Source organism: Actinomyces sp. B33 (genome assembly GCF_028437565.1).
Taxonomy (GTDB): Bacteria; Actinomycetota; Actinomycetes; order Actinomycetales; family Actinomycetaceae; genus Pauljensenia.
Map to the genome: position 1 here is coordinate 14,451 of NZ_JAMRYR010000001.1, position 18,221 is coordinate 32,671.

The following is an 18,221-nucleotide window of genomic DNA, read 5'->3' on the forward strand; positions in this document are numbered from 1 at the left end:
TTTTCCTCCTAGACGATGCGCAGTCGGGTGCGCTCGGTCAGTTCTGTGATGGATTCTTCGGGGATCTGGTCGTCGGTGATGATGCCGGTGACGTCCTCGACCCCCATGAAGCTGACGAAGCCGGCGCGGCCGCACTTCGACGAGTCGGCGAGCAGCCAGGTCTCCTCCGCGCGCCTGCGCATGACGGTGGCGACCTGGCCCCCTTCGACGAGTTGGGTGGTCAGTCCCCGGTCGACGCTGTAGCCGTCGGTGCCGAGGAAGACGATGCGGGCGTTGAAGTCGTTGATGGCGCGCTCGGCGACGGGGCCGACGAGGGACTCGGATTCGGCGCGGAAGCGCCCGCCGGTCAGGGTGATGTTGAGGTTGGGGTTCGAGCGGGCGTTGGCGAAGACGAGCATGGAGTTGGTGACGATCTGCAGTCCGCGCTTGGCCGCGAGGTATTTGACGAGGAGGGCGCAGGTGGTGCCGGCCTCGATCATGATCCGGTCGTCGTCGTGGATCATGTCGGCGGCGGCCCGGGCGATGCGCTCTTTCTGCTCGAGGCAGTCGGATTGGCGCAGGCGGATGTTGCGGTAGGCGACGGGGCGGGCCCCGCCGTGGGTGCGCACGAGGTAGCCGGCGTCCTCGAGGTCTTTGAGGGTCGTCCGGATCGTCACGAGGGAAACGCCGAGGTCCTCGGCGAGGGCGCTGACCGAGACTTCGCCGTCGGCGGCCAGGCGATTGAGGATATGACTCGTGCGCTCGGCGCGGCTCATCGCACCCCCCATCACCTTCGAGTTCTATCGAATAATTTTCGATTGCTTTCACTTTAGCGAAGCAAACGAAAATTTGCAAGGGCGATCACACAATGAGAGCGTTCACTGAGGGCCCGGTGCGGACTCGCCGCACCGGGCCCTCGAACGGGGCGGGATCACTCCCCCGGCTGGCGCACGCCGACCGTCAGGAGAAGGTTCCCGTACAGGCGCTGCTCGCCCGTCGCGACGACGATGCCGACGTCCTCGCCGCGCGCCGCGTCGTAGAAGTCGAAGCGGGACAGCTCGCCGAACTCGATATCGGGGAGCTGGGAGCGGAACTCGTCGTGGATCGGGATCTCGACCTGCTCGGCGTCCGGGGCGGGCACCATGATCTCCGCCTTCTCGATCGGGATCGTCCGCTTGAGCACCTCGAGGACCTGGAGGACGTCGAGCATCCCCGGCGCATAGTTGAGGGAGACGAGCTCGCAGCGCTGCGACACCCCCGTCGTATGCGGGTAATTCGCGTCCGCCAGGAGGATCTTCGACCCGTGGCCGGCGGCGGCCAGGGCGCGCAGGAACTGCGGGTGGGTCATGGGTCCGTAGAGCATTGTCGGTCCTTTCACAGGGAGGAACTGGCCCGGATGACCAGTTCGGGGGCGATGGTGATGTCTTGGGCCTGACCTCCCTCGATGAGGGAGCGGACGAGGCGGACCGCGGTGCGCCCCACCCTGTCGAAGGGCTGGCGGATCGTCGTCAACGGCGGCGTGTAGCAGTCGGCCCCGTCGATATCGTCGAATCCGACGACCCGGACGTCCCCGGGCACGGACAGGCCCCGCTCGTGGATCAGCCGCATCGCGCCGAGGGCCAGCTGGTCGTTCGCCGTCTGGATCGCCTGGGGCATCCGCGCCAACGAGCTCATCGCGTCGTAGCCGTCCTGGGAGTTCCACGAATCGGCCTGGACGACGCGCGGCTCGACGCCGGCGTCGGCGCACGCCTGCTCGAACCCGAGTCGGCGCCCCACCGCGTCCGACCAGCCGCGCGGACCCGCGATGTGGACGAGGTCCTCGACGCCCTGGGTCAGGAGGTGCTCCGTGGCCAGCCGGGCGCCACGGACGTTGTCGATGGCGACGGTCGAGATCCCGTCGAGGCCGTGCTCGCTCGTCAGGACGAGAACCGTGTGGCGGCGCCTGCCGATGTCGATTGCCAAGTCGATCGTCGGGTCCTGACCGCCGAGGATCACCACCCCGTCGACGTCGAAGGGGGCCATCTGACTGGCCGGCATCCCGTCGGCCCCGTACGCGTTGCTCATCGACACGTGGTAGCCGGCCTGCGAGGCGGCGTCGAGCACCGAGAGGAGGACCCGCCCGTGCCCGTGGAACATCGGCGCCGCCAGGAGGACGTGGAGCACCCCCGTGCGCTTGGAGGCCAGCGCCCGGGCCGCGTAGTTCGGCCGATACCCCATCTCGTCGAGGAGCCGGGAGATCCGTTTGCGCGTCGCGTCGGAGACCTCCGGGTCGCCGCGGACCACGCGCGAGACGGTGTTCGTCGACACCCCCGCCGTGGCCGCGACATCGGCGAGGGAGACCCTCTTAGCGTCCCTCGGGTTCATGGACGTGGGTCTTCGCGGAGGCGGCGATGACGGCCGGCCGGTCGGCCGCGTCGAGGTGGCCGAGGGTCTCGAGCTGGGCGATGAGGGACCCCAGTGTCGAGGCCTCGATGGGGCCCCGGACGACGCGCACGCCGGACAGGGTCGCCGTCAGGTCGCACAGGAGCCGGTTGCGCGCCCCGCCGCCGACGAGGTTGAGCTGGTCGGGGGCCTCGCCCGTGACCGCCGTGAGCTCGTCGACGGCGCGGGCGTAGCGGCGGGCGAAGGACTCGATGATCAACCGGACGTACCCGGGCATCGAGGTCGGGTGATCGGCCCCCTGCTCGTCGAGGGCCTCGTCGATCTTGCGCTGCATATCGCCGGGCTCGGCGAATCTCGGGTCGTCCGGGTCGAAGAAGCTGGTGCACGGCGGGCACTGGCGGGCCTGGGCGACGAGGTCGTCGGTGTCGGTGGGGGTGCCTTCGCGCGCCCACTGGCGCTGGATCTCCTGGAGGATCCACATGCCGGTGATGTTGAAGAGGGGGCGCACTCCCCCGTCGGTCCGCCCCTCGTTGGTCAGCCCGATGTCGAAGGCGGCGTCGGAGATCAGCGCGTGGTCCTCCATCGCGCCCAGGACCGACCACGACCCGCACGACAGGAAGTAGGCGCGCGCGCCCTCGTCGATGGGCAGCCCGTGGACGGCGCAGGCCGAGTCGTGGGCCCCGCCGCGCACGACGGCGAGCCGTTCGAGGCCGGGCACCGTGCATTGCCCGATGACGGTGAGGTCGGCGTCGAGGTCGCCGACCCAGGAGCGGTTCAGCCCCAGGCGCTCGAAGACGGGGGCGTTGAAGTCGGTGGCGCCCGGCGTGCACAGGCCCGAGGTCGAGGCGATGGACCGCGACCACCCCTTGACGCCCGAGAGCCGCCAGGCGAAGTAGTCGGGCAGGAAGAGGACGGAGTCGATGCGCTCGGCGAGCTCGGGCTCCTCGGCGACGAGGGCGAAGAGCTGGTTGGCGGTGTTGATCGTCGCGGGCTGGTTGCCCGTCAGGTCGAAGAACTCGCGGTCGCCGATGCGGGCGCGGAAGGCGTCGAGGGTGCGGGCGGTCCGCTCGTCGCGGTAGGCGCGCACGGGGCCGACGAGGCGGTCGTCGGAGTCGAGGGGGGCGAAGTCGACGCCCCAGGTGTCGACGGAGACGCACACGGCATCGGGGAATTGCTCGACGGCGCGGGTCAGGCCTTCGACGACCTGTTCCCACATGGTCTCGACGTCCCAGATGAGGGAGCCGTCGCGGCGCTGGGCCTCGTGGGCGAAGCGGTGGACGTCGACGACCTCGATGCGCCCGTCGACGAGGGTCCCTGCCAGGACACGACCCGAGGCGGATCCGAGATCGACGGCAAGTGCGGTGGTCATCGCTGGTTCCCTTCTAAGAGGTTCGATCTGGCGGGGCGGCGGAGACCGGTCGGGCGGCCCGGTGGCCTGATCCTACGCCCGAGCCCTGCGGCCGGGCCGTCGGCTCGGCGCCGCCCCGGGTCCGTCCGCCGATCGGATCCGGCCCGGACCGGTGGGCGCCGAGGATCCGGCGCCCACCGGTGCGAGTCGTTCAGGCGTACATCGGCCCGAAGGTCTGGCAGGCGCGGAAGTCCGCGGCCTCGAGCGACTCGGTGCCGAACAGCGACCACGCCTTGGGGCGGAAGATCCGCTCCTGGGGCACGTTGTGCATGTTGACCGGGATGCGCAGCATCGAGGCCAGGGTGATGAGCTGGCCGCCGATGTGGCCGTAGGAGATCGCCCCGTGGTTGGCGCCCCAGTTGTTCATCACGTCGTAGACGCTGGCGAAGGCCCCCTCGCCGGTGAGGTTGGGGACGAACCAGGTCGTCGGCCACGCGCGGTCGGTGCGGTTCTCGATGGTCGTGGCGACCTCTTCGGGCAGTTCGACCGTCCACCCCTCGGCGATCTGCATGACCGGGCCGAGGCCCCGCACGAGGTTGATGCGGCACATCGTCACGGGCATCTCGCCGGCGGTGCGGAAGTGCGTCGAGAAGCCGCCACCGCGGAAGTACCCGGTGTTGGCCGGGTGGAAGGTCGTCGCGTCGAGGGCCGCCTTCTGATCCTCGTCGGTCATCTCCCACCAGCGCTTGATGACGTGCTCGCCGTCGCGCGTCGCCTGTCCGGCTCCGTCGAGGGTCGTCGACCCGGAGTTGCGCAAGTCGAGGAGGCCGTCGGCGGCGCGGCCCTCGGGCTTCCAGCCGGTGACGCGCTCGATCGACTCGGGGCTCCAGTAGGTGCGCACGTCGGAGAAGATCTGGGGGGTGCCGGTCAGCAGGTGGCCGAAGAGCATGGACGCGCCGTTGAGGGAGTCGTTCTCGGTCGCCATGACGGAGGGCTGGCGCTTGCCGTTCCAGTCGAAGTTCGTGTTGAGGATCGTCTCCATCACGTCGCCGTTGGGGAAGTGGTCGGTCCACTGGCGCTGGCCCTGGAAGCCCGCGGCGATGGCGCCGTGGCCGCCGGCCTCCTCCCCGAAGCCCAGTTCGGCGAGCTTCTCGTTGCCGTGCATGAGGTCGGAGGCGATGAGCGTCATCTTCGTGACGAACTGCCACCACTCGTCCCACTTCTCGGGGAACTGCTCCTCGGGGGCGTTGAAGTCCTCGCCCTGGGTGAAGTTCTCGCGGATCCAGGCGTAGGCCTTCTCGTACTCGTCGTGGTCGTAGATGCCCTCGTCGATGCGGCGGGTGAACTCCGACATGTCGATGTACTCGTTGCGCATCCCGAGGTATTCGCGGAAGAAGTCGGGGTTGACCACCGAGCCGGCGATGCCCATGGAGACCGAGCCCATGGACAGGTAGGAGGCGCCGCGCATCTGGGCGACGGCCAGGCCCGCGGTGGCGTAGTCGAGGAGGCGGGTGCGCACGTCCTCGGGGATGGTCTCGTCGTCGGAGTCCTGGACCTCCGTGCCGTAAATGCCGAAGGCGGGGATGCCGATCTGGGCGTGCCCGGCGAGGGCGGCGGCGAGGTAGACGGCGCCGGGCCGCTCGGTGCCGTTGAAGCCCCAGATCGCGTGCGGCATCGTCGGGTCCATGTCGGTGGTCTCGGTGCCGTAGCACCAGCAGGGGGTGACGGTCAGGGTCAGGCCGACGTTGTTCGCCTTGAACTTCTCGGCGCAGGCCTGGGCCTCGTTGACGCGGCCGATCGTCGTGTCGGCGATGACGACCTCGACGGGCTCGCCGTCGGGGTAGCGCAGGTTCTCGGTGAAGAGGGCGGCGACGCGCTGGGCCATGCCCATCGTCTGGTCCTCGAGGCTCTCGCGGACTCCGCGGCGTCGTCCATCGATGGCGGGGCGGATTCCGATTCGGGGGTGAGTAGTCATGTGCCTTCGTTCCTTCGTGTTGTCTCGACTGTCTGCGGGGGCGTGCGCACCCCCTCGGATCCGGTGGGACGGGGGGCGGGGCGGGGGTCCAGTGGATCCCGCCCCGCCTCCGTTCACATCACTCGTAGAGGTTCGGCGCGATCTCGTCGGAGTCGATGTTGGTCTTGTCGTACCAGGCGAAGCCCGAGTCGATGACCTTGGGCAGCGCGATGTTGTTGATCGCCTGGATGGCGGCGGTCACGGTCTTGTAACCCATGAGCTTGGGGGCCTGGGTGACGGCGCCGGCCTGCGAGCCGTCGCGGATGGCGGCCAACTGGGTCTTGCCGGAGTCGAAGCCGACGACGGTGACCTCCTTGCCGGACTCGTTGGCGCCCTGGATGACGCCGGAGGCGGCGGCCTCGTTGGAGCCGTAGATGCCGACGATGTCGGAGTTCGCCTGGATGATGGCCTTGGACGCGTCGGCGGCCTTGCCGACCTCGCCGGCGATCTGCTCGTCGAGGAGCTTGAGGCCCTCGGGGGCATTCGCCTTGAAGTACTCCTTGAAGCCCTCGCAGCGCTGCTTGCCGGTCTGCGAGGTGGCGTCGTGGCAGACGACGCCGACCGAGCCGGTCTTGCCGTCGAGCAGCTCGATCATGTGCTTGGCGGCCTCTTCGGCGGCGGCGAAGTTGTCGGTCTGGACGGTGGTCAGCGGGATGTCCGAGTCGACGCCGGAGTCGAAGGCGATGACGGGGATGCCGGCGTCGTTGATCTTGCCGAGCAGGTCGGCGGCGGCGCCGGAGTCGAGGGCGGCGAATCCGACGGCGGCGGGCTTGGAGTCGAGGGCGGCCTGGAGCTGACCGATCTGCTCGGTCACCTGGGTCTCGTCCTTGGGGCCGATGAACTCGATCTTGTAGCCGTACTCGGTGCCCGCCTCCTCGGCTCCCTCCTTGACGGCCTGCCAGAAGCGGTGCTGGAAGCCCTTGGAGACGAGGTAGATCGTCTGGGTGCCGTCGCCCTTGGGGACGTCGGTGGACTGCTCCTTGACCTCCTCGGCGGGCTTGCTGGTGGCGGTCGACTGGGCCTTCGTGTCCTTCGAGTCGGTGGAGGCGGAGTCGGTGGAGGTCGAGCACGCGGCGAGGCCGAGTGCCATGGAGCCGACGGCTGCGGCGGCGACGATACGTCCGATGGGGCGCATTGGTGTTCCTTTCATGGGAGGGCGGTGCGGGCGCACTGCCTGTTGGGATGGACGGCGATGTCCGATGGGGCGAGAGTCTGGTGTTCAGGCCGCGTTCTCGCGAGCGCGGCGGATGTTGTCGACGAAGACGGCCAGCATGACGACGATACCGGTGACGACCATCTGCCACTCGGAGGCGACGCCCATCATCGTCAGGCCCTTCTTCAGGGTCATCATGATGAGGGCGCCGACGAGGGCGCCGGGGATCGAGGCCCGGCCGCCGGCCAGGGAGGTGCCGCCGATGACGGCCGCGGCGATGGCGTCCATCTCGAAGCCGGCGCCCTCGGCGGGCTGGACGAAGCCGAAGCGGGCGGAGTAGAGGATGGCGGAGACGGCCATGAAGACGCCGGCGACGACGTAGATGACGATCTTCCACAGTCGGACGTTGACGCCGGACAGGCGCGTGGCCTCCTCGTTGGAGCCGAACGCCAGGGCGTAACGGCCCAGGAGGGTGTGGTTCATGAGGAAGGCCGCGATGACGACGAGGACGACGAGGATGATCGCGGCGTTGGAGATGCCGGGGATCAGCTCTCCGGTGGACAGGGCGATGTACTGCTTGTTCGCGATGGAGATCGTCGACTTGTCGGAGACGATGAGCGCCAGGCCGCGGCACACCATCATCATCGCGAGGGTGGCGATGAAGGGCGGCAGGCCGAGGATCGAGATGTTTGTGCCGTTGATGAGGCCGATGAGGGCGCCGACGGCGAGCATGCCGAGAAGGCCGATGCCCAGGGGCAGGTTCATGTGGTCGCCGGACAGGAAGATGCCTCCCATGACGGCGACCATCGTCATGCCGGTGCCGACGGACAGGTCGATGCCGGAGGTGGCGATGACGAAGGTGGCGCCCAGGGCCATGACGCCGGTGAAGGCGGTCTGCAGGAGGATGTCGGTGAAGATGTTGAAATGGGCGAAGTTCGGGGCCGCGAACATGAAGTACGCGTAGATGACGACGAGCGCCAGGGTGACCAGCGCCAGCTGCATGTTGGTCTTGAAGAAGGCGGCCACCGGGTTGGTGGACTTGCCCGCCTTGGCATCGACGGTGGTGGTCACGCGACTGCTCCATTCGCTTCGTCCTGGCCGACGGTGGCCAGTTCCATGATGTTTTCCTGGGTGGCGTCCTCGTTGTCGAGGACGCCGATGATGCGCCCGTGGGCCATGACCGCGATGCGGTTCGCCAGGCGCAGGACCTCGGGGAGTTCGGAGGAGATGACGATGATCGCCTTGCCCTGGGCCGCGAGCTCTTCGAGGAGGGTGTAGATCTCGTCCTTGGCGCCGACGTCGATGCCGCGAGTGGGCTCGTCGAAGATGAGGACGTCGGAATCGCGGACGAGCCACTTGGCGACGACGACCTTCTGCTGGTTGCCGCCCGACAGGGAGCGGATCTCGGCGTCGACGCCGGGGGTGCGGGTGCGCAGCTTCTTGACGTACTCCTGGGCGACGGAACGGATCTTCTTCGAGTTGATGACGGTCGCCGTGGAGAACCGGTCCATCGAGGCGAGCGCCGTGTTGAAGGAGATGTCCTTGTCGAGGAGAAGGCCGAATTGCTTGCGGTCCTCGGACAGGTAGCCGATGCCGGCCTTGACGCCCGCCGAGGCGTTGCGGATGTTGACCTCCTTGCCGTTGACGACGACCCTGCCCTCGGTGTGCGGGTCGGCGCCGGACAGGGCGCGGGCGACCTCGGTGCGCCCGGCGCCGACGAGTCCGGCGAAGCCGAAGATCTCGCCCTTGCGGACTTCGAAGGAGACGTCGTGGACGGCCTTCTTCGTCGACAGGTGCTCGACGGTGAGCATGGGCTCGTCGGACAGCGGCGCGGTGGTGGGGCGGGCGTCGGCGGGGACCTCGCGGCCGACCATCATCTTGATGACCTCGCGCATCGGCGTCTCGGCGGTGCCGACGGTGCCGATGTACTGGCCGTCGCGCAGGACGGCGATGCGGTCGGTCATCTCGGTGAGCTCGGGCATGCGGTGGGTGATGAAGATCAGACCCGTCTCGGGCGTGATGAACCTGCGCATGAGCTCGAAGAGGGACTCGGTCTCGGTGGTCGTCAGCGGGGCGGTGGGCTCGTCCATGACGAGGACCCTCGAGTCGTAGGACAGCGCGCGGGCGATCTCGACCATCTGGAGGCGGGCGACAGGCAGGTCGCGGCACATCGCGGTGGGGTCGATCTGCATGTTGAGGCGCTCGAAGAGGGCGGCGGCGTCCTTGACCATCTGACGATCGCTGATGTAGCCGGCACGGTGGGAGCCGGGGCGACCGATGTAGAGGTTCTGGGCGACCGTGAGGTCGGGGATGATGTTGAGCTCCTGGTGGATGATGCTCAGGCCCAGCGAGCGCGCGTGGTTGGGGTTGGCGATCTCCACCCGTTCCCCGTTGAGCCGGATCTCACCGCCCGGGTCGGCCTTGTAGATCCCGGTGAGGATCTTCATCAACGTCGATTTGCCGGCGCCGTTCTCCCCGCAGAGCCCCAGGATCTCTCCGGCGCGCAGGTCGAGGTCCACGTTGGACAGCGCTTTGACGCCGGGGAAGGTCTTGGAGATCCCCTTCAACTCAAGCAAGTTCGTCACTTCTCACCCCTCGGGTACCAGGAACCCCAACGTTCCTGGAGTGTGCTCTCATGTCGTTAGCGCTAACGGCTTGGCCGACACGAGGACGCCGTCCTTGGCGTACATCACACGATAGAGCATCCGTCGAGGACGCGTCGACGCAGAACGAGCCGCCGTTATCGAAGCGCAACCGACAGCGATCCGCCCGTCGTTAACCGAATCACTATCTCCGCAGGTCACAGATTATTTGCGCACAGACGTTCAGGAGTCGCTCCTCATTTGTCAGACATCTGGAGAGGTCGAGCCCCTCCCCTCCCGGGCGCAGCGGCATCCCCTCGGCCCGCCACCGCTCGACTCCGCTCGATCTGATGCTTGTCGGGAAAGTTCCGTGAGCGCTCACGACTCGCCACCACGGGACCGACTCCCCCCACTGCGCCATGATCCTGCCGACGACGCGCGGCCCCGTCCCGACGACGCGGGCGATCATCCCATACGTCGCCGCCTCCCCCTCGGGGATCGCCTCGACCACGCGCAGCACGGTCTCCACGAGCTCCTCATTCACCCGGCCATTCTCCTCCCCGCTCCCCCGGCCCGACACGCGGACACCCCCGGAGCCCCGCGATGACGACGGAGCGGCGGCGCCGCGACGCGCCTGAGGGGCGCCGGATAACGGACGACCGGGCCGCCCAAACGGGCGCCCCGGTCGTCGACGGCGTGACGGGCGGTCACTCCTCGTCAGAGGACTCCTCGACGGACTTGGCCTCGGGAGCCTCGGCGGCCTCCGCGGCCTCGGTCTCCTCGACCGGCGCCTCCTCGGTGCCCTCGTCCTCGACAACCGGCTCGGCGGCGGTCTCAGCGGCCTTCTCGGCCTCCTTGACGACGGCCTTCTTCGCGACCTTCTCCATGACGAGCTCGATGCGCATCAGGGGGGCGTTGTCGCCCTTGCGGTTGCCGACGCGGATCAGACGGGTGTAGCCGCCGCTGCGCTCGGGATCCATCGCCGGGACGATCTCGTCGAACAAGAGGTAGACGGCCTCTTTCGACGTGATCTTCTTGGCCACAGTCCGCCGAGCGTGCATGTCGCCGCGCTTGGCCTTGGTGACGAGCTTCTCGACGTACGGGCGCAGCAGCTTGGCCTTGGCCTCGGTCGTCGTCACCGCGCGGTGCTCGATGAGCTGGGTCGCCAGATTCGACAGGATGAGCTTCTGGTGTGCCGGGCTGCCGCCCAGACGGGCGCCCTTCTTCGGGGTGGGCATAGGTGTCTCCTACGGATTGAATGCGTCCACCGGACGCACGGGGTCAGATGGACTGGTCGTCGCTGAAGATCGAACCGGACTCGGACTCGCCGAAACTCGGCATGACCGAGTCCTTGAGGGTCATTCCCAGGCCGGCGAGGGACTCCTTGATCTCCTCGATCGACTTCGTGCCGAAGTTGCGGATGTCGAGCAGATCGGCCTCCGAGTGGGCGACGAGCTCGCCGACCGTGAGGATGCCCCGACGGCGCAGCGCGTTGTACGAGCGCGACTGGAGATTGAGGTTCTCGATCGGCAGGGCGAGGTCCGCAGCCAGGGTCGCGTCCGTCGTCGACGGCCCGACCTCGATGCCCTCGGCCTCCTCGTTGAGTTCGCGCATGAGCCCGAAGAGCTCGACCAGCGTCTTGCCCGCCGACGCGAGGGCGTCGCGCGGGGCGATCGCCGGCTTCGTCTCCACGTCGATGACGAGGCGGTCGAAGTCCGTGCGCTGCTCGACGCGGGTCGCCTCGACCTTGTACGTCACCTTGACGACGGGCGAGTAGATCGAGTCGATCGGGATGCGCGAGATCTCGGCCTGGGGATCCTTATTCTGGGCAGCCGAGACGTAGCCGCGGCCGCGCTCGACGGTCAGCTCGATCTCCAGCTTGCCCTTCTCGTTGAGAGTGGCCAGATGGAGGTCGGGGTTGTGGATCTCCACGCCCGCCGGCGGGGTGATGTCGCCGGCGACGACGGCGCCGGGGCCCGCCTTGCGCAGGTACATGACGACCGGCTCGTCGTTCTCCGAGGAGAGGACGATCTGCTTGATGTTGAGGATGATCTCGGCGACATCCTCCTTGACGCCCTCGATCGTGCGGAACTCGTGGGGCACGCCATCGATGCGGATGGACGTGACCGCAGCGCCGGGGATCGACGACAGAAGGGTGCGGCGCAGGGAGTTGCCCAGCGTGTAGCCGAATCCGGGCTCCAGGGGCTCCAGGGTGAAGCGGGAGCGGAAGTCGCTGACCTTCTCCTCGCTGAGGATGGGTCGCTCTGCAATGAGCACGTCGTGGTCCTTTCTTACCGGCGACCGCTATATGACGCCGGACAGCGGATCCCGCGAAAGCGGGACAGGGGGTGCGAGCACCGCTGACGCGGGCTCGGACGTGGAGGCGGGACGGCGCCGCGCCTCGGCGCGCGGATCAGACGCGACGACGCTTCGGGGGACGAGCGCCGTTGTGGGCCTGGGGGGTGACGTCCTGGATCGAGCCCACTTCGAGGCCGGCGGCCTGGAGGGAGCGGATCGCGGTCTCGCGCCCGGACCCGGGGCCCTTGACGAACACGTCCACCTTCTTCATGCCGTGCTCCTGGGCGCGGCGCGCCGCGGCCTCGGCCGCGAGCTGGGCGGCGAAGGGGGTCGACTTGCGCGAGCCCTTGAAGCCCACCTGGCCGGAGGAGGCCCAGGCGATGACGGCGCCCGTGGTGTCGGTGAGGGAGACGATGGTGTTGTTGAACGTCGACTTGATGTAGGCGTGGCCGTGGGTGACGTTCTTGGAAAGCTTGCGGCGCGGCTTGCGCGCGGTCTTCGCAGATGCCATTTTGATCTGTCAGTTCCTTCTTCAGTCGTGAGAGGGGTGCCCGCAGGGCGCCCCCGCGGCCTTACTTGGCCTTCTTCTTGCCTGCGACGGTGCGCTTGGGGCCCTTGCGGGTGCGCGCGTTGGTCTTGGTCCGCTGACCGTGGACAGGCAGGCCACGACGGTGACGGAGGCCCTGGTAGGAACCGATCTCGATCTTGCGACGGATATCGGCCTGAACCTCGCGGCGCAGGTCGCCCTCGACCTTGAAGTTCGCTTCGATGTACTCGCGGAGTTTGACGAGGTCCTCCTCGGTCGCGTCCTTGACGCGCACGTCGGGGGAGACGCCGGTGGCGGCGAGGGTCTCGGCGGCGCGGGTGCGGCCGACTCCGTAGATGTAGGTGAGCGCGATCTCCAGCCGCTTCTCGCGGGGGAGGTCGACGCCGGCAATACGTGCCATGGTGATGATGCTCCAGTTGTTCCTCGGAGGTCGTCACCAGTCCTTCCGGATGAGCATCCGGCCCCGGCCTCCGAACCGGGGGTCGCCTGACGGCGGGCGAACTGGTGCTGTCGGGCGCTGGGCCCTGGGTCGGCAGCGGGCGTCAGCCCTGGCGCTGCTTGTGCCTGGGGTTGTCACAGATGACCATGACGTTGCCGTGGCGACGGATCACCTTGCACTTGTCACAGATCTTCTTGACACTCGGCTTGACCTTCATGGTTGATACCTCCACCGCCCAGAGGCGGTCAGTGTCGTTCGGTCACTTGTAGCGGTAGACGATACGGCCCCGCGAGAGGTCGTAAGGGCTCAGTTCGACGACGACGCGGTCCTCGGGCAGGATGCGGATGTAGTGCTGACGCATCTTCCCCGCGATGTGGCCGAGAACAACATGGCCGTTCTTCAGTTCCACGCGGAACATCGCATTGGGCAGGGCCTCGACGACCGTGCCCTCCATCTCGATGACGCCGTCTTTCTTCGCCATATCCTCCGTCTGTCCTCTACATGTCTCGGATAGGGACGGCCTGGGCCGCCGGGCGAACGCGCACGACTGACGACGCGCGCAGACACGCCCGAAGATCAACTCTACGACATAAGCATCGTTTCGTGGTAGTCGCTGCCCTTGTCGGCTGCCTCACCCTCATCGACCGGACTGGCACGAAGACGAGCGCATGTCGTCTCACGAACATGATGCGTTCGCCCTCCTCACGAGGAGAGCGCCATCTACACTGAACTCGGCCGCTAGCGCGAGCAACGGGAGATGATCGGGCAACGGGCCCGACGGGGTTCCTCGCCACGCGACGCCGCCCGCTCGTGACCGCCTCGTCGTGGTCGCCGATGGGGCTTCTCGCCCAAGGCCCCGGGGCGCGGGAGGCTTTCCTCGGAAAGGAGCATCATCCCCGTGAACTCCCCTTTCGCCTCCTCTCCCCTCTCCCATGCCGCGTGGCAGACCGGCAGCGCCCTTCTCATCGGGTTGATGGCCGCCACGGCCGCGAAATGGAATCTCCTCTTCGCCGTCGCCGCCCTCGTCTACGCCGGGCACGCCGCCCACCTGTGGTACCGGTACTGGCGCTCGCGCCGCGCCGTCGACGCGTAACACCACCCCCATTGCCCGATGGCGAGAGGCCGGCGCCCCCGTGGGGTTATCCCCACGGGGGCGCCGGGCCAACGACTCGCTCTGCTACTACAGGACCACCGGGGCCACCCCGTAGGGGGCCAAACCCGCCGCACCGCAATCCGGGGCCGTCAGAACGCACACCCCGTCGTCGAGGAGCGCGATCGAATGCTCCCAATGGGCCGCGTCCGCCCCGTCGACCGTGCGCACCGTCCATTCATCGGCGTCCGTACTCGTCTCGATGGAGCCCGCCACCAGCATCGGCTCGACGGCCAGGACCATCCCCGGACGCAGCTTCGGGGAGATCCCCCGGGCGTTGAAATTGAGGACATCGGGCGCCTGGTGCATCGCCGTGCCGATCCCATGACCCGTGTACTCCTCGATGATCCCCGCCTCCCAGCCCAGCGCCTCGGCGCGCTCGGCGACGACCTCCTCGACGGCGCGGCCCACGGCGGAGACCCTGCGGCCCGTCGCGAGCGCCGCGAGGGCCGCCCACAGGGACTCGCGAGTGACGTCGTCGAGCTCGTGTCGCCGGCGCACCGCCGGATCCGCGTCCGCCGGTACGCGATCGGCCGACCGGGCCCCCGCCGCGAAGTCCGCGTCGCCGATCCACTCCCGGCCGACGATCATCGAGAAGGCGGCGTCCCCGTGCCACTGACGGGAGTCGTGGCCGACCCACGCCCCGCAGTCGAAGCTCACGAGGTCGCCCTCGGCCAGAACGCGGTCATCGGGGATCCCGTGGACGACGACGTCGTTGACGCTGATGCACACCGTCGCCGGATAGCCGTAGTAGTGGAGGAAGTTCGAGGTCGCCCCCGCGCGCGCGATCGCCTCGGCCGACACGGCGTCGAGCTCCGCCGTCGTCACCCCCGGGCGCGCCGCGCTCCGCAAGGACTTGTGGATGTCGGCGACGACGAGGCCCGCCTCGCGCATCCAGCCGATCTGCCGGCGGCTCTTGATCTCGATCCGCGACATCTGGGCTCAGGCCAGACGATCGAGGATCGCGAAGATCCGATCCGTCACCTCGTCGACCGTGCCGGTCCCATCGACGACATGGAGAAGATCCTGGTCGGCGTAGTAGGTGGCGACCGGCTCGGTCTGACGGTGGTAGACCTCGAGGCGATGGCGCATCACCGGCTCCGTGTCATCGGCGCGGTGAAGCTCCTCGGCGCGCTTGAGCATCCGGGCGACCACCTCGTCCTCGTCGACCTGGATCTCCAGGACGAGGTCGATCGCCGCTCCCAGGTCCATCGTCATGTCGCGCAGGACGTGCGCCTGAGCGACGGTGCGCGGGTAGCCGTCCAGGAGGAAGCCCCCGGCGGCGTCCGGGGCCGCCAGGCGGGCCTTGACCATCGCGTTCGTCACCGAATCGGGGACGAATTCGCCGCGGTCCATGAAGGCCTTGGCCTGCTTGCCGATCTCGGTGCCCTCGGCCATGTTCGTCCGGAAGATCTCCCCGGTCGAGATCGCCGGGACGCCCAGGCGCTCGGCGATGCGCGAGGCCTGAGTGCCCTTGCCCGCCCCGGGGGGGCCCAGGAGGATGATGGCGGTCATGCGAGGAATCCTTCGTAGTGGTGCTGCTGGAGCTGAGTGTTGATCTCCTTGACCGTCTGCAGGCCGACGCCGACGATGATCAGGAGGGTCGTGCCGCCGAACGGCATCTGAGCGCTCGTCAGGTTGAGCGGGATGATGAGCAGGGACGGCAGCAGCGCGATGACGACGAGGTACAGGGCGCCGGCGGAGGTGATCCGGTTGATGACGTAGCGCAGGTACTCCGCGGTCGGGCGTCCCGCCCGATAGCCGGGGATGAACCCGCCGTAGCGCTTCATGTTGTCCGCGATCTCATCGGGGTTGAAGGTGATCGCCGTGTAGAAGAACGCGAAGCCGAGCGTCATCAGCGCGTACAGCGTCAGGTAGAACCACGAGTTCTGGGTGAAGTGGGCGCTGATCCACTGGACCCACGGGGCCGTCTGATCTCCGAACTGGGCGATCATCGGCGGCAGGGCGAGGATCGAGGTCGCGAAGATCACCGGGATGACGCCCGACATGTTGATCTTCAGCGGGATGTACGTCGTCGTCCCCCCGTACTGGCGCCTGCCGATCATCCGCTTGGCGTACTGGACGGGGATCCGGCGCTGGGCCTGCTCGACGAAGACGACGGCCAGGGCGACGGCCAGGAGCATCAGGAGGATCGCGACGACGGAGCCCCACTTGCCCGCCCGGCCCACGCTCAAGAGCTGGGAGGGCATGCGGGCGGCGATCGACGTGAAGATCAGGAGGGACATGCCGTTGCCGATGCCGCGCTCGGTGACGAGCTCGCCGAGCCACATGATGACGCCGGTGCCGGCCATCATGACGATGATCATCACGAGGAACATCCACACCGAGTCGTCGGCGATGACCGACTCGGAGCAGGTCGAGAACATCTGCCCCGAGCGCGCCAGCGAGATCGTCGTCGTCGACTGGAGGACGCCCAGGAAGATCGTCAGGTAGCGGGTGTACTGGGTGAGCTTGGCCTGCCCGGTCTGCCCCTCCTGGTGGAGGTCCTCGAAGCGGGGGATGACGACCCTGAGCAGCTGGATGATGATCGACGCGGTGATGTACGGCATGATGCCGAGCGCGAAGATCGACAGCTGGAGCAGGGCGCCGCCGGAGAAGAGATTGACGAGGTCGAGGAGGGACGCCTCCGACTCCTGTGACAAGCAGGTCTGGATCGCCTGGGAGTCGACGCCGGGCGTCGGGATGTACGAACCCAGGCGGTACACCGCCATGATGAACAGCGTGAACAGGAGCTTCCGACGAAGGTCGGGGGTGCGGAACGCCTGTGCGAAAGCACTGAGCAAGGCTTCCTCCTACGAGATGGGCATACCGGGGTCTCCCGGAGCGACCCGGCAAGCGTACCCGACATTGCTCGGGCGCTGCCAGGACCTATTGAAAGTCGGCGTCCGGGGAGACCCGGACGCGGTTCGGGGGTGGCCCGCATGAGCGGACCACCCCCGGTAGAGGCGTCAGCGGACCGACAAGGATCCGCCCGCAGCCGTGATCTTGGCCTCGGCGGAGGACGACCAGGAGTCGACCTCGACCTCGAGCTTGACGGAGATCTCACCGGTGCCGAGCACCTTGACCGGGGCGCTGTCGCGCACCGCGTGCTTGGCGATGAGATCCTCGACGGTCACCTTGCCGCCCTCGGGGAACAGCTCCCCAAGCTTGCCGACGTTGATGACCTGGTACTCGACGCGGAACGGGTTCTTGAACCCGCGCAGCTTGGGCAGGCGCATGTGGATCGGCATCTGGCCGCCCTCGAAGCCCGCGGGGACCTGGTAGCGGGCCTTGGTGCCCTTGGTCCCGCGGCCCGCGGTCTTGCCCTTGGAGCCCTCGCCTCGACCCACGCGGGTCTTGGCGGTCTTGGCGCCGGGAGCCGGACGCAGGTGGTGCAGCTTAACGATCTGCACCTTCTCGGTGGAGTCCGCCATGGTCAGTCGACCTCCTCAACGGTCACCAGGTGGCGCACGGTGCGGACCGCGCCGCGAACCGCGGCGGTGTCCTCGCGGACGACACTCTGGCCGATCTTGCGCAGCCCGAGGGTGCGCAGGGTGTCCTTCATGTTCTGCAGGGTGCCGATCGTGGACTTGACCTGCGTGATCTTGAGATTCGCCATCACTCAGTCACCCCCTGGGCGGCCTTCTCGGCCTCGGCCTGCTCGGCCGCGGCCTTCTTGTCGGCCTCGCCCTCGGCGCGCGCGCGGAGCATCGACGCCGGGGCGACGCGCTCGAGCGGCAGGCCGCGGCGGGCGGCGACGGCCTCGGGCTGCTCGAGCTGCTTGAGCGCGTCGATCGTCGCGTGGACGATATTGATCGCGTTCGACGACCCGAGGGACTTCGTCAGCACGTCGTGGACGCCCGCGGCCTCGAGCACGGCGCGGACCGGACCGCCGGCGATAACGCCGGTACCGGGGGACGCCGGGCGCAGGAGCACGACGCCGGCGGCGTCGCGGCCCTCGACCAGGTGGGTGATCGTGCGGCGGATCATCGGGACGCGAATGAAGTTCTTCTTCGCCTCCTCGACGCCCTTGGAAATGGCCTGGGGGACTTCCTTGGCCTTTCCGTAGCCGACGCCGACCGTGCCCTCGCCGTCGCCGACGACGACCAGGGCCGTGAAGGAGAACCGACGTCCGCCCTTGACGACCTTGGAGACGCGGTTGATGGTGACGACGCGCTCGATGTACTCGTTCTTGTTCTCGTTGGTGCCCCGACGGTCGCGGTCGTTGCCGCGGCCGGAGCGGCGGTCCCGGCGCTCGTTCTCGCCTGCGCCGGAGCCTCCCTGACCGTTCCTGTCTCGCTGCTGTGCAGCCATCAGTTGATCTCTCTT

The 18,221-nt window shown here is 68.1% G+C and carries 22 protein-coding genes; 1 reads left to right on the forward strand and 21 read right to left on the reverse strand.

Going from position 1 to position 18,221, the window contains the following annotated elements; genetic code table 11:
- Nucleotides 1-8 precede the first annotated feature (8 nt).
- The 15 genes from M3T53_RS00045 to infA form a co-directional block, all read right to left on the reverse strand.
- Nucleotides 9-755, reverse strand: coding sequence for a DeoR/GlpR family DNA-binding transcription regulator (locus M3T53_RS00045; protein WP_272432378.1), 747 nt, complete (start codon nt 753-755; stop codon nt 9-11).
- Between the two features lie 155 nt (nt 756-910).
- Nucleotides 911-1,342, reverse strand: coding sequence for an RbsD/FucU family protein (locus M3T53_RS00050; RefSeq protein ID WP_272432379.1), 432 nt, complete (start codon nt 1,340-1,342; stop codon nt 911-913).
- 11 nt (nt 1,343-1,353) lie between these two features.
- Nucleotides 1,354-2,343, reverse strand: coding sequence for a LacI family DNA-binding transcriptional regulator (locus tag M3T53_RS00055; RefSeq protein ID WP_272432380.1), 990 nt, complete (start codon nt 2,341-2,343; stop codon nt 1,354-1,356).
- Nucleotides 2,324-3,730, reverse strand: coding sequence for a rhamnulokinase (locus M3T53_RS00060; RefSeq protein WP_272432381.1), 1,407 nt, complete (start codon nt 3,728-3,730; stop codon nt 2,324-2,326). Before M3T53_RS00060 ends, M3T53_RS00055 begins: the two co-directional genes overlap by 20 nt.
- A 190-nt stretch (nt 3,731-3,920) precedes the next feature.
- Nucleotides 3,921-5,684, reverse strand: coding sequence for an L-fucose isomerase (locus M3T53_RS00065; RefSeq protein WP_272432382.1), 1,764 nt, complete (start codon nt 5,682-5,684; stop codon nt 3,921-3,923).
- A gap of 118 nt (nt 5,685-5,802) precedes the next feature.
- Nucleotides 5,803-6,858: an ABC transporter substrate-binding protein gene (locus tag M3T53_RS00070; RefSeq protein WP_272432383.1), complete on the reverse strand. Its 1,056-nt coding sequence runs from the start codon at nt 6,856-6,858 to the stop codon at nt 5,803-5,805.
- Nucleotides 6,859-6,942: 84 nt separating this feature from the next.
- Nucleotides 6,943-7,947, reverse strand: coding sequence for an ABC transporter permease (locus tag M3T53_RS00075; RefSeq protein WP_272432384.1), 1,005 nt, complete (start codon nt 7,945-7,947; stop codon nt 6,943-6,945).
- Nucleotides 7,944-9,461, reverse strand: a complete 1,518-nt coding sequence (locus M3T53_RS00080; protein WP_272432385.1) for a sugar ABC transporter ATP-binding protein — start codon at nt 9,459-9,461, stop codon at nt 7,944-7,946. The genes M3T53_RS00075 and M3T53_RS00080 overlap by 4 nt, the downstream gene beginning before the upstream one ends.
- Nucleotides 9,462-9,663: 202 nt before the next feature.
- Nucleotides 9,664-10,002 (reverse strand): MGMT family protein, encoded by a 339-nt coding sequence (locus M3T53_RS00085; RefSeq protein ID WP_272432386.1) that lies wholly within the window; start codon nt 10,000-10,002, stop codon nt 9,664-9,666.
- A gap of 163 nt (nt 10,003-10,165) precedes the next feature.
- Complete coding sequence (rplQ, locus tag M3T53_RS00090) at nt 10,166-10,696, reverse strand: 50S ribosomal protein L17 (RefSeq protein ID WP_272432387.1); 531 nt, start codon at nt 10,694-10,696, stop codon at nt 10,166-10,168.
- A 43-nt stretch (nt 10,697-10,739) separates the two neighbouring features.
- Entirely contained in the window at nt 10,740-11,735 is a 996-nt protein-coding gene (locus M3T53_RS00095) for a DNA-directed RNA polymerase subunit alpha (RefSeq protein ID WP_272432388.1), read from the reverse strand.
- A gap of 136 nt (nt 11,736-11,871) precedes the next feature.
- Nucleotides 11,872-12,267: a 30S ribosomal protein S11 gene (rpsK, locus tag M3T53_RS00100; RefSeq protein ID WP_272432389.1), complete on the reverse strand. Its 396-nt coding sequence runs from the start codon at nt 12,265-12,267 to the stop codon at nt 11,872-11,874.
- Nucleotides 12,268-12,328: 61 nt separating this feature from the next.
- Complete coding sequence (rpsM, locus tag M3T53_RS00105; RefSeq protein WP_115726742.1) at nt 12,329-12,703, reverse strand: 30S ribosomal protein S13; 375 nt, start codon at nt 12,701-12,703, stop codon at nt 12,329-12,331.
- Nucleotides 12,704-12,845: 142 nt separating this feature from the next.
- Nucleotides 12,846-12,959, reverse strand: a complete 114-nt coding sequence (gene rpmJ, locus M3T53_RS00110; RefSeq protein WP_003790577.1) for a 50S ribosomal protein L36 — start codon at nt 12,957-12,959, stop codon at nt 12,846-12,848.
- 42 nt (nt 12,960-13,001) lie between these two features.
- On the reverse strand, nt 13,002-13,223 hold the full coding sequence (infA, locus tag M3T53_RS00115; protein ID WP_003790580.1) for a translation initiation factor IF-1: 222 nt from the start codon (nt 13,221-13,223) through the stop codon (nt 13,002-13,004).
- A gap of 417 nt (nt 13,224-13,640) precedes the next feature.
- Here infA and M3T53_RS00120 point away from each other — a divergent pair, with 417 nt between their 5' ends.
- On the forward strand, nt 13,641-13,835 hold the full coding sequence (locus M3T53_RS00120; protein ID WP_272432391.1) for a hypothetical protein: 195 nt from the start codon (nt 13,641-13,643) through the stop codon (nt 13,833-13,835).
- An 87-nt stretch (nt 13,836-13,922) separates the two neighbouring features.
- Here M3T53_RS00120 and M3T53_RS00125 read toward each other — a convergent pair whose 3' ends face one another.
- The 6 genes from M3T53_RS00125 to rpsE form a co-directional block, all read right to left on the reverse strand.
- On the reverse strand, nt 13,923-14,828 hold the full coding sequence (locus M3T53_RS00125) for a type I methionyl aminopeptidase (protein ID WP_272432392.1): 906 nt from the start codon (nt 14,826-14,828) through the stop codon (nt 13,923-13,925).
- Nucleotides 14,829-14,834: 6 nt separating this feature from the next.
- Entirely contained in the window at nt 14,835-15,407 is a 573-nt protein-coding gene (locus M3T53_RS00130) for an adenylate kinase (RefSeq protein ID WP_272432393.1), read from the reverse strand.
- Nucleotides 15,404-16,696, reverse strand: coding sequence for a preprotein translocase subunit SecY (gene secY, locus M3T53_RS00135; RefSeq protein WP_272432394.1), 1,293 nt, complete (start codon nt 16,694-16,696; stop codon nt 15,404-15,406). Before secY ends, M3T53_RS00130 begins: the two co-directional genes overlap by 4 nt.
- Before the next feature lie 165 nt (nt 16,697-16,861).
- Nucleotides 16,862-17,326, reverse strand: a complete 465-nt coding sequence (gene rplO / locus M3T53_RS00140; RefSeq protein ID WP_272432395.1) for a 50S ribosomal protein L15 — start codon at nt 17,324-17,326, stop codon at nt 16,862-16,864.
- Between the two features lie 2 nt (nt 17,327-17,328).
- Complete coding sequence (gene rpmD, locus M3T53_RS00145) at nt 17,329-17,511, reverse strand: 50S ribosomal protein L30 (protein ID WP_334539991.1); 183 nt, start codon at nt 17,509-17,511, stop codon at nt 17,329-17,331.
- On the reverse strand, nt 17,511-18,206 hold the full coding sequence (gene rpsE, locus M3T53_RS00150; RefSeq protein ID WP_272432397.1) for a 30S ribosomal protein S5: 696 nt from the start codon (nt 18,204-18,206) through the stop codon (nt 17,511-17,513). The genes rpmD and rpsE overlap by 1 nt, the downstream gene beginning before the upstream one ends.
- Nucleotides 18,207-18,221 lie beyond the last annotated feature (15 nt).

Coding starts and splice junctions, on each gene's coding strand:
- M3T53_RS00045 (WP_272432378.1), bottom strand. CDS start 755: ATGAGCCGCGCCGAGCGCACGAGTCATATCCTCAATCGCCTGGCCGCC.
- M3T53_RS00050 (WP_272432379.1), bottom strand. CDS start 1,342: ATGCTCTACGGACCCATGACCCACCCGCAGTTCCTGCGCGCCCTGGCC.
- M3T53_RS00055 (WP_272432380.1), bottom strand. CDS start 2,343: ATGAACCCGAGGGACGCTAAGAGGGTCTCCCTCGCCGATGTCGCGGCC.
- M3T53_RS00060 (WP_272432381.1), bottom strand. CDS start 3,730: ATGACCACCGCACTTGCCGTCGATCTCGGATCCGCCTCGGGTCGTGTC.
- M3T53_RS00065 (WP_272432382.1), bottom strand. CDS start 5,684: ATGACTACTCACCCCCGAATCGGAATCCGCCCCGCCATCGATGGACGA.
- M3T53_RS00070 (WP_272432383.1), bottom strand. CDS start 6,858: ATGCGCCCCATCGGACGTATCGTCGCCGCCGCAGCCGTCGGCTCCATG.
- rplQ (WP_272432387.1), bottom strand. CDS start 10,696: ATGCCCACCCCGAAGAAGGGCGCCCGTCTGGGCGGCAGCCCGGCACAC.
- rpsK (WP_272432389.1), bottom strand. CDS start 12,267: ATGGCATCTGCGAAGACCGCGCGCAAGCCGCGCCGCAAGCTTTCCAAG.
- rpsM (WP_115726742.1), bottom strand. CDS start 12,703: ATGGCACGTATTGCCGGCGTCGACCTCCCCCGCGAGAAGCGGCTGGAG.
- rpmJ (WP_003790577.1), bottom strand. CDS start 12,959: ATGAAGGTCAAGCCGAGTGTCAAGAAGATCTGTGACAAGTGCAAGGTG.
- infA (WP_003790580.1), bottom strand. CDS start 13,223: ATGGCGAAGAAAGACGGCGTCATCGAGATGGAGGGCACGGTCGTCGAG.
- M3T53_RS00125 (WP_272432392.1), bottom strand. CDS start 14,828: ATGTCGCGGATCGAGATCAAGAGCCGCCGGCAGATCGGCTGGATGCGC.
- M3T53_RS00130 (WP_272432393.1), bottom strand. CDS start 15,407: ATGACCGCCATCATCCTCCTGGGCCCCCCCGGGGCGGGCAAGGGCACT.
- rplO (WP_272432395.1), bottom strand. CDS start 17,326: ATGGCGGACTCCACCGAGAAGGTGCAGATCGTTAAGCTGCACCACCTG.
- rpmD (WP_334539991.1), bottom strand. CDS start 17,511: ATGGCGAATCTCAAGATCACGCAGGTCAAGTCCACGATCGGCACCCTG.
- rpsE (WP_272432397.1), bottom strand. CDS start 18,206: ATGGCTGCACAGCAGCGAGACAGGAACGGTCAGGGAGGCTCCGGCGCA.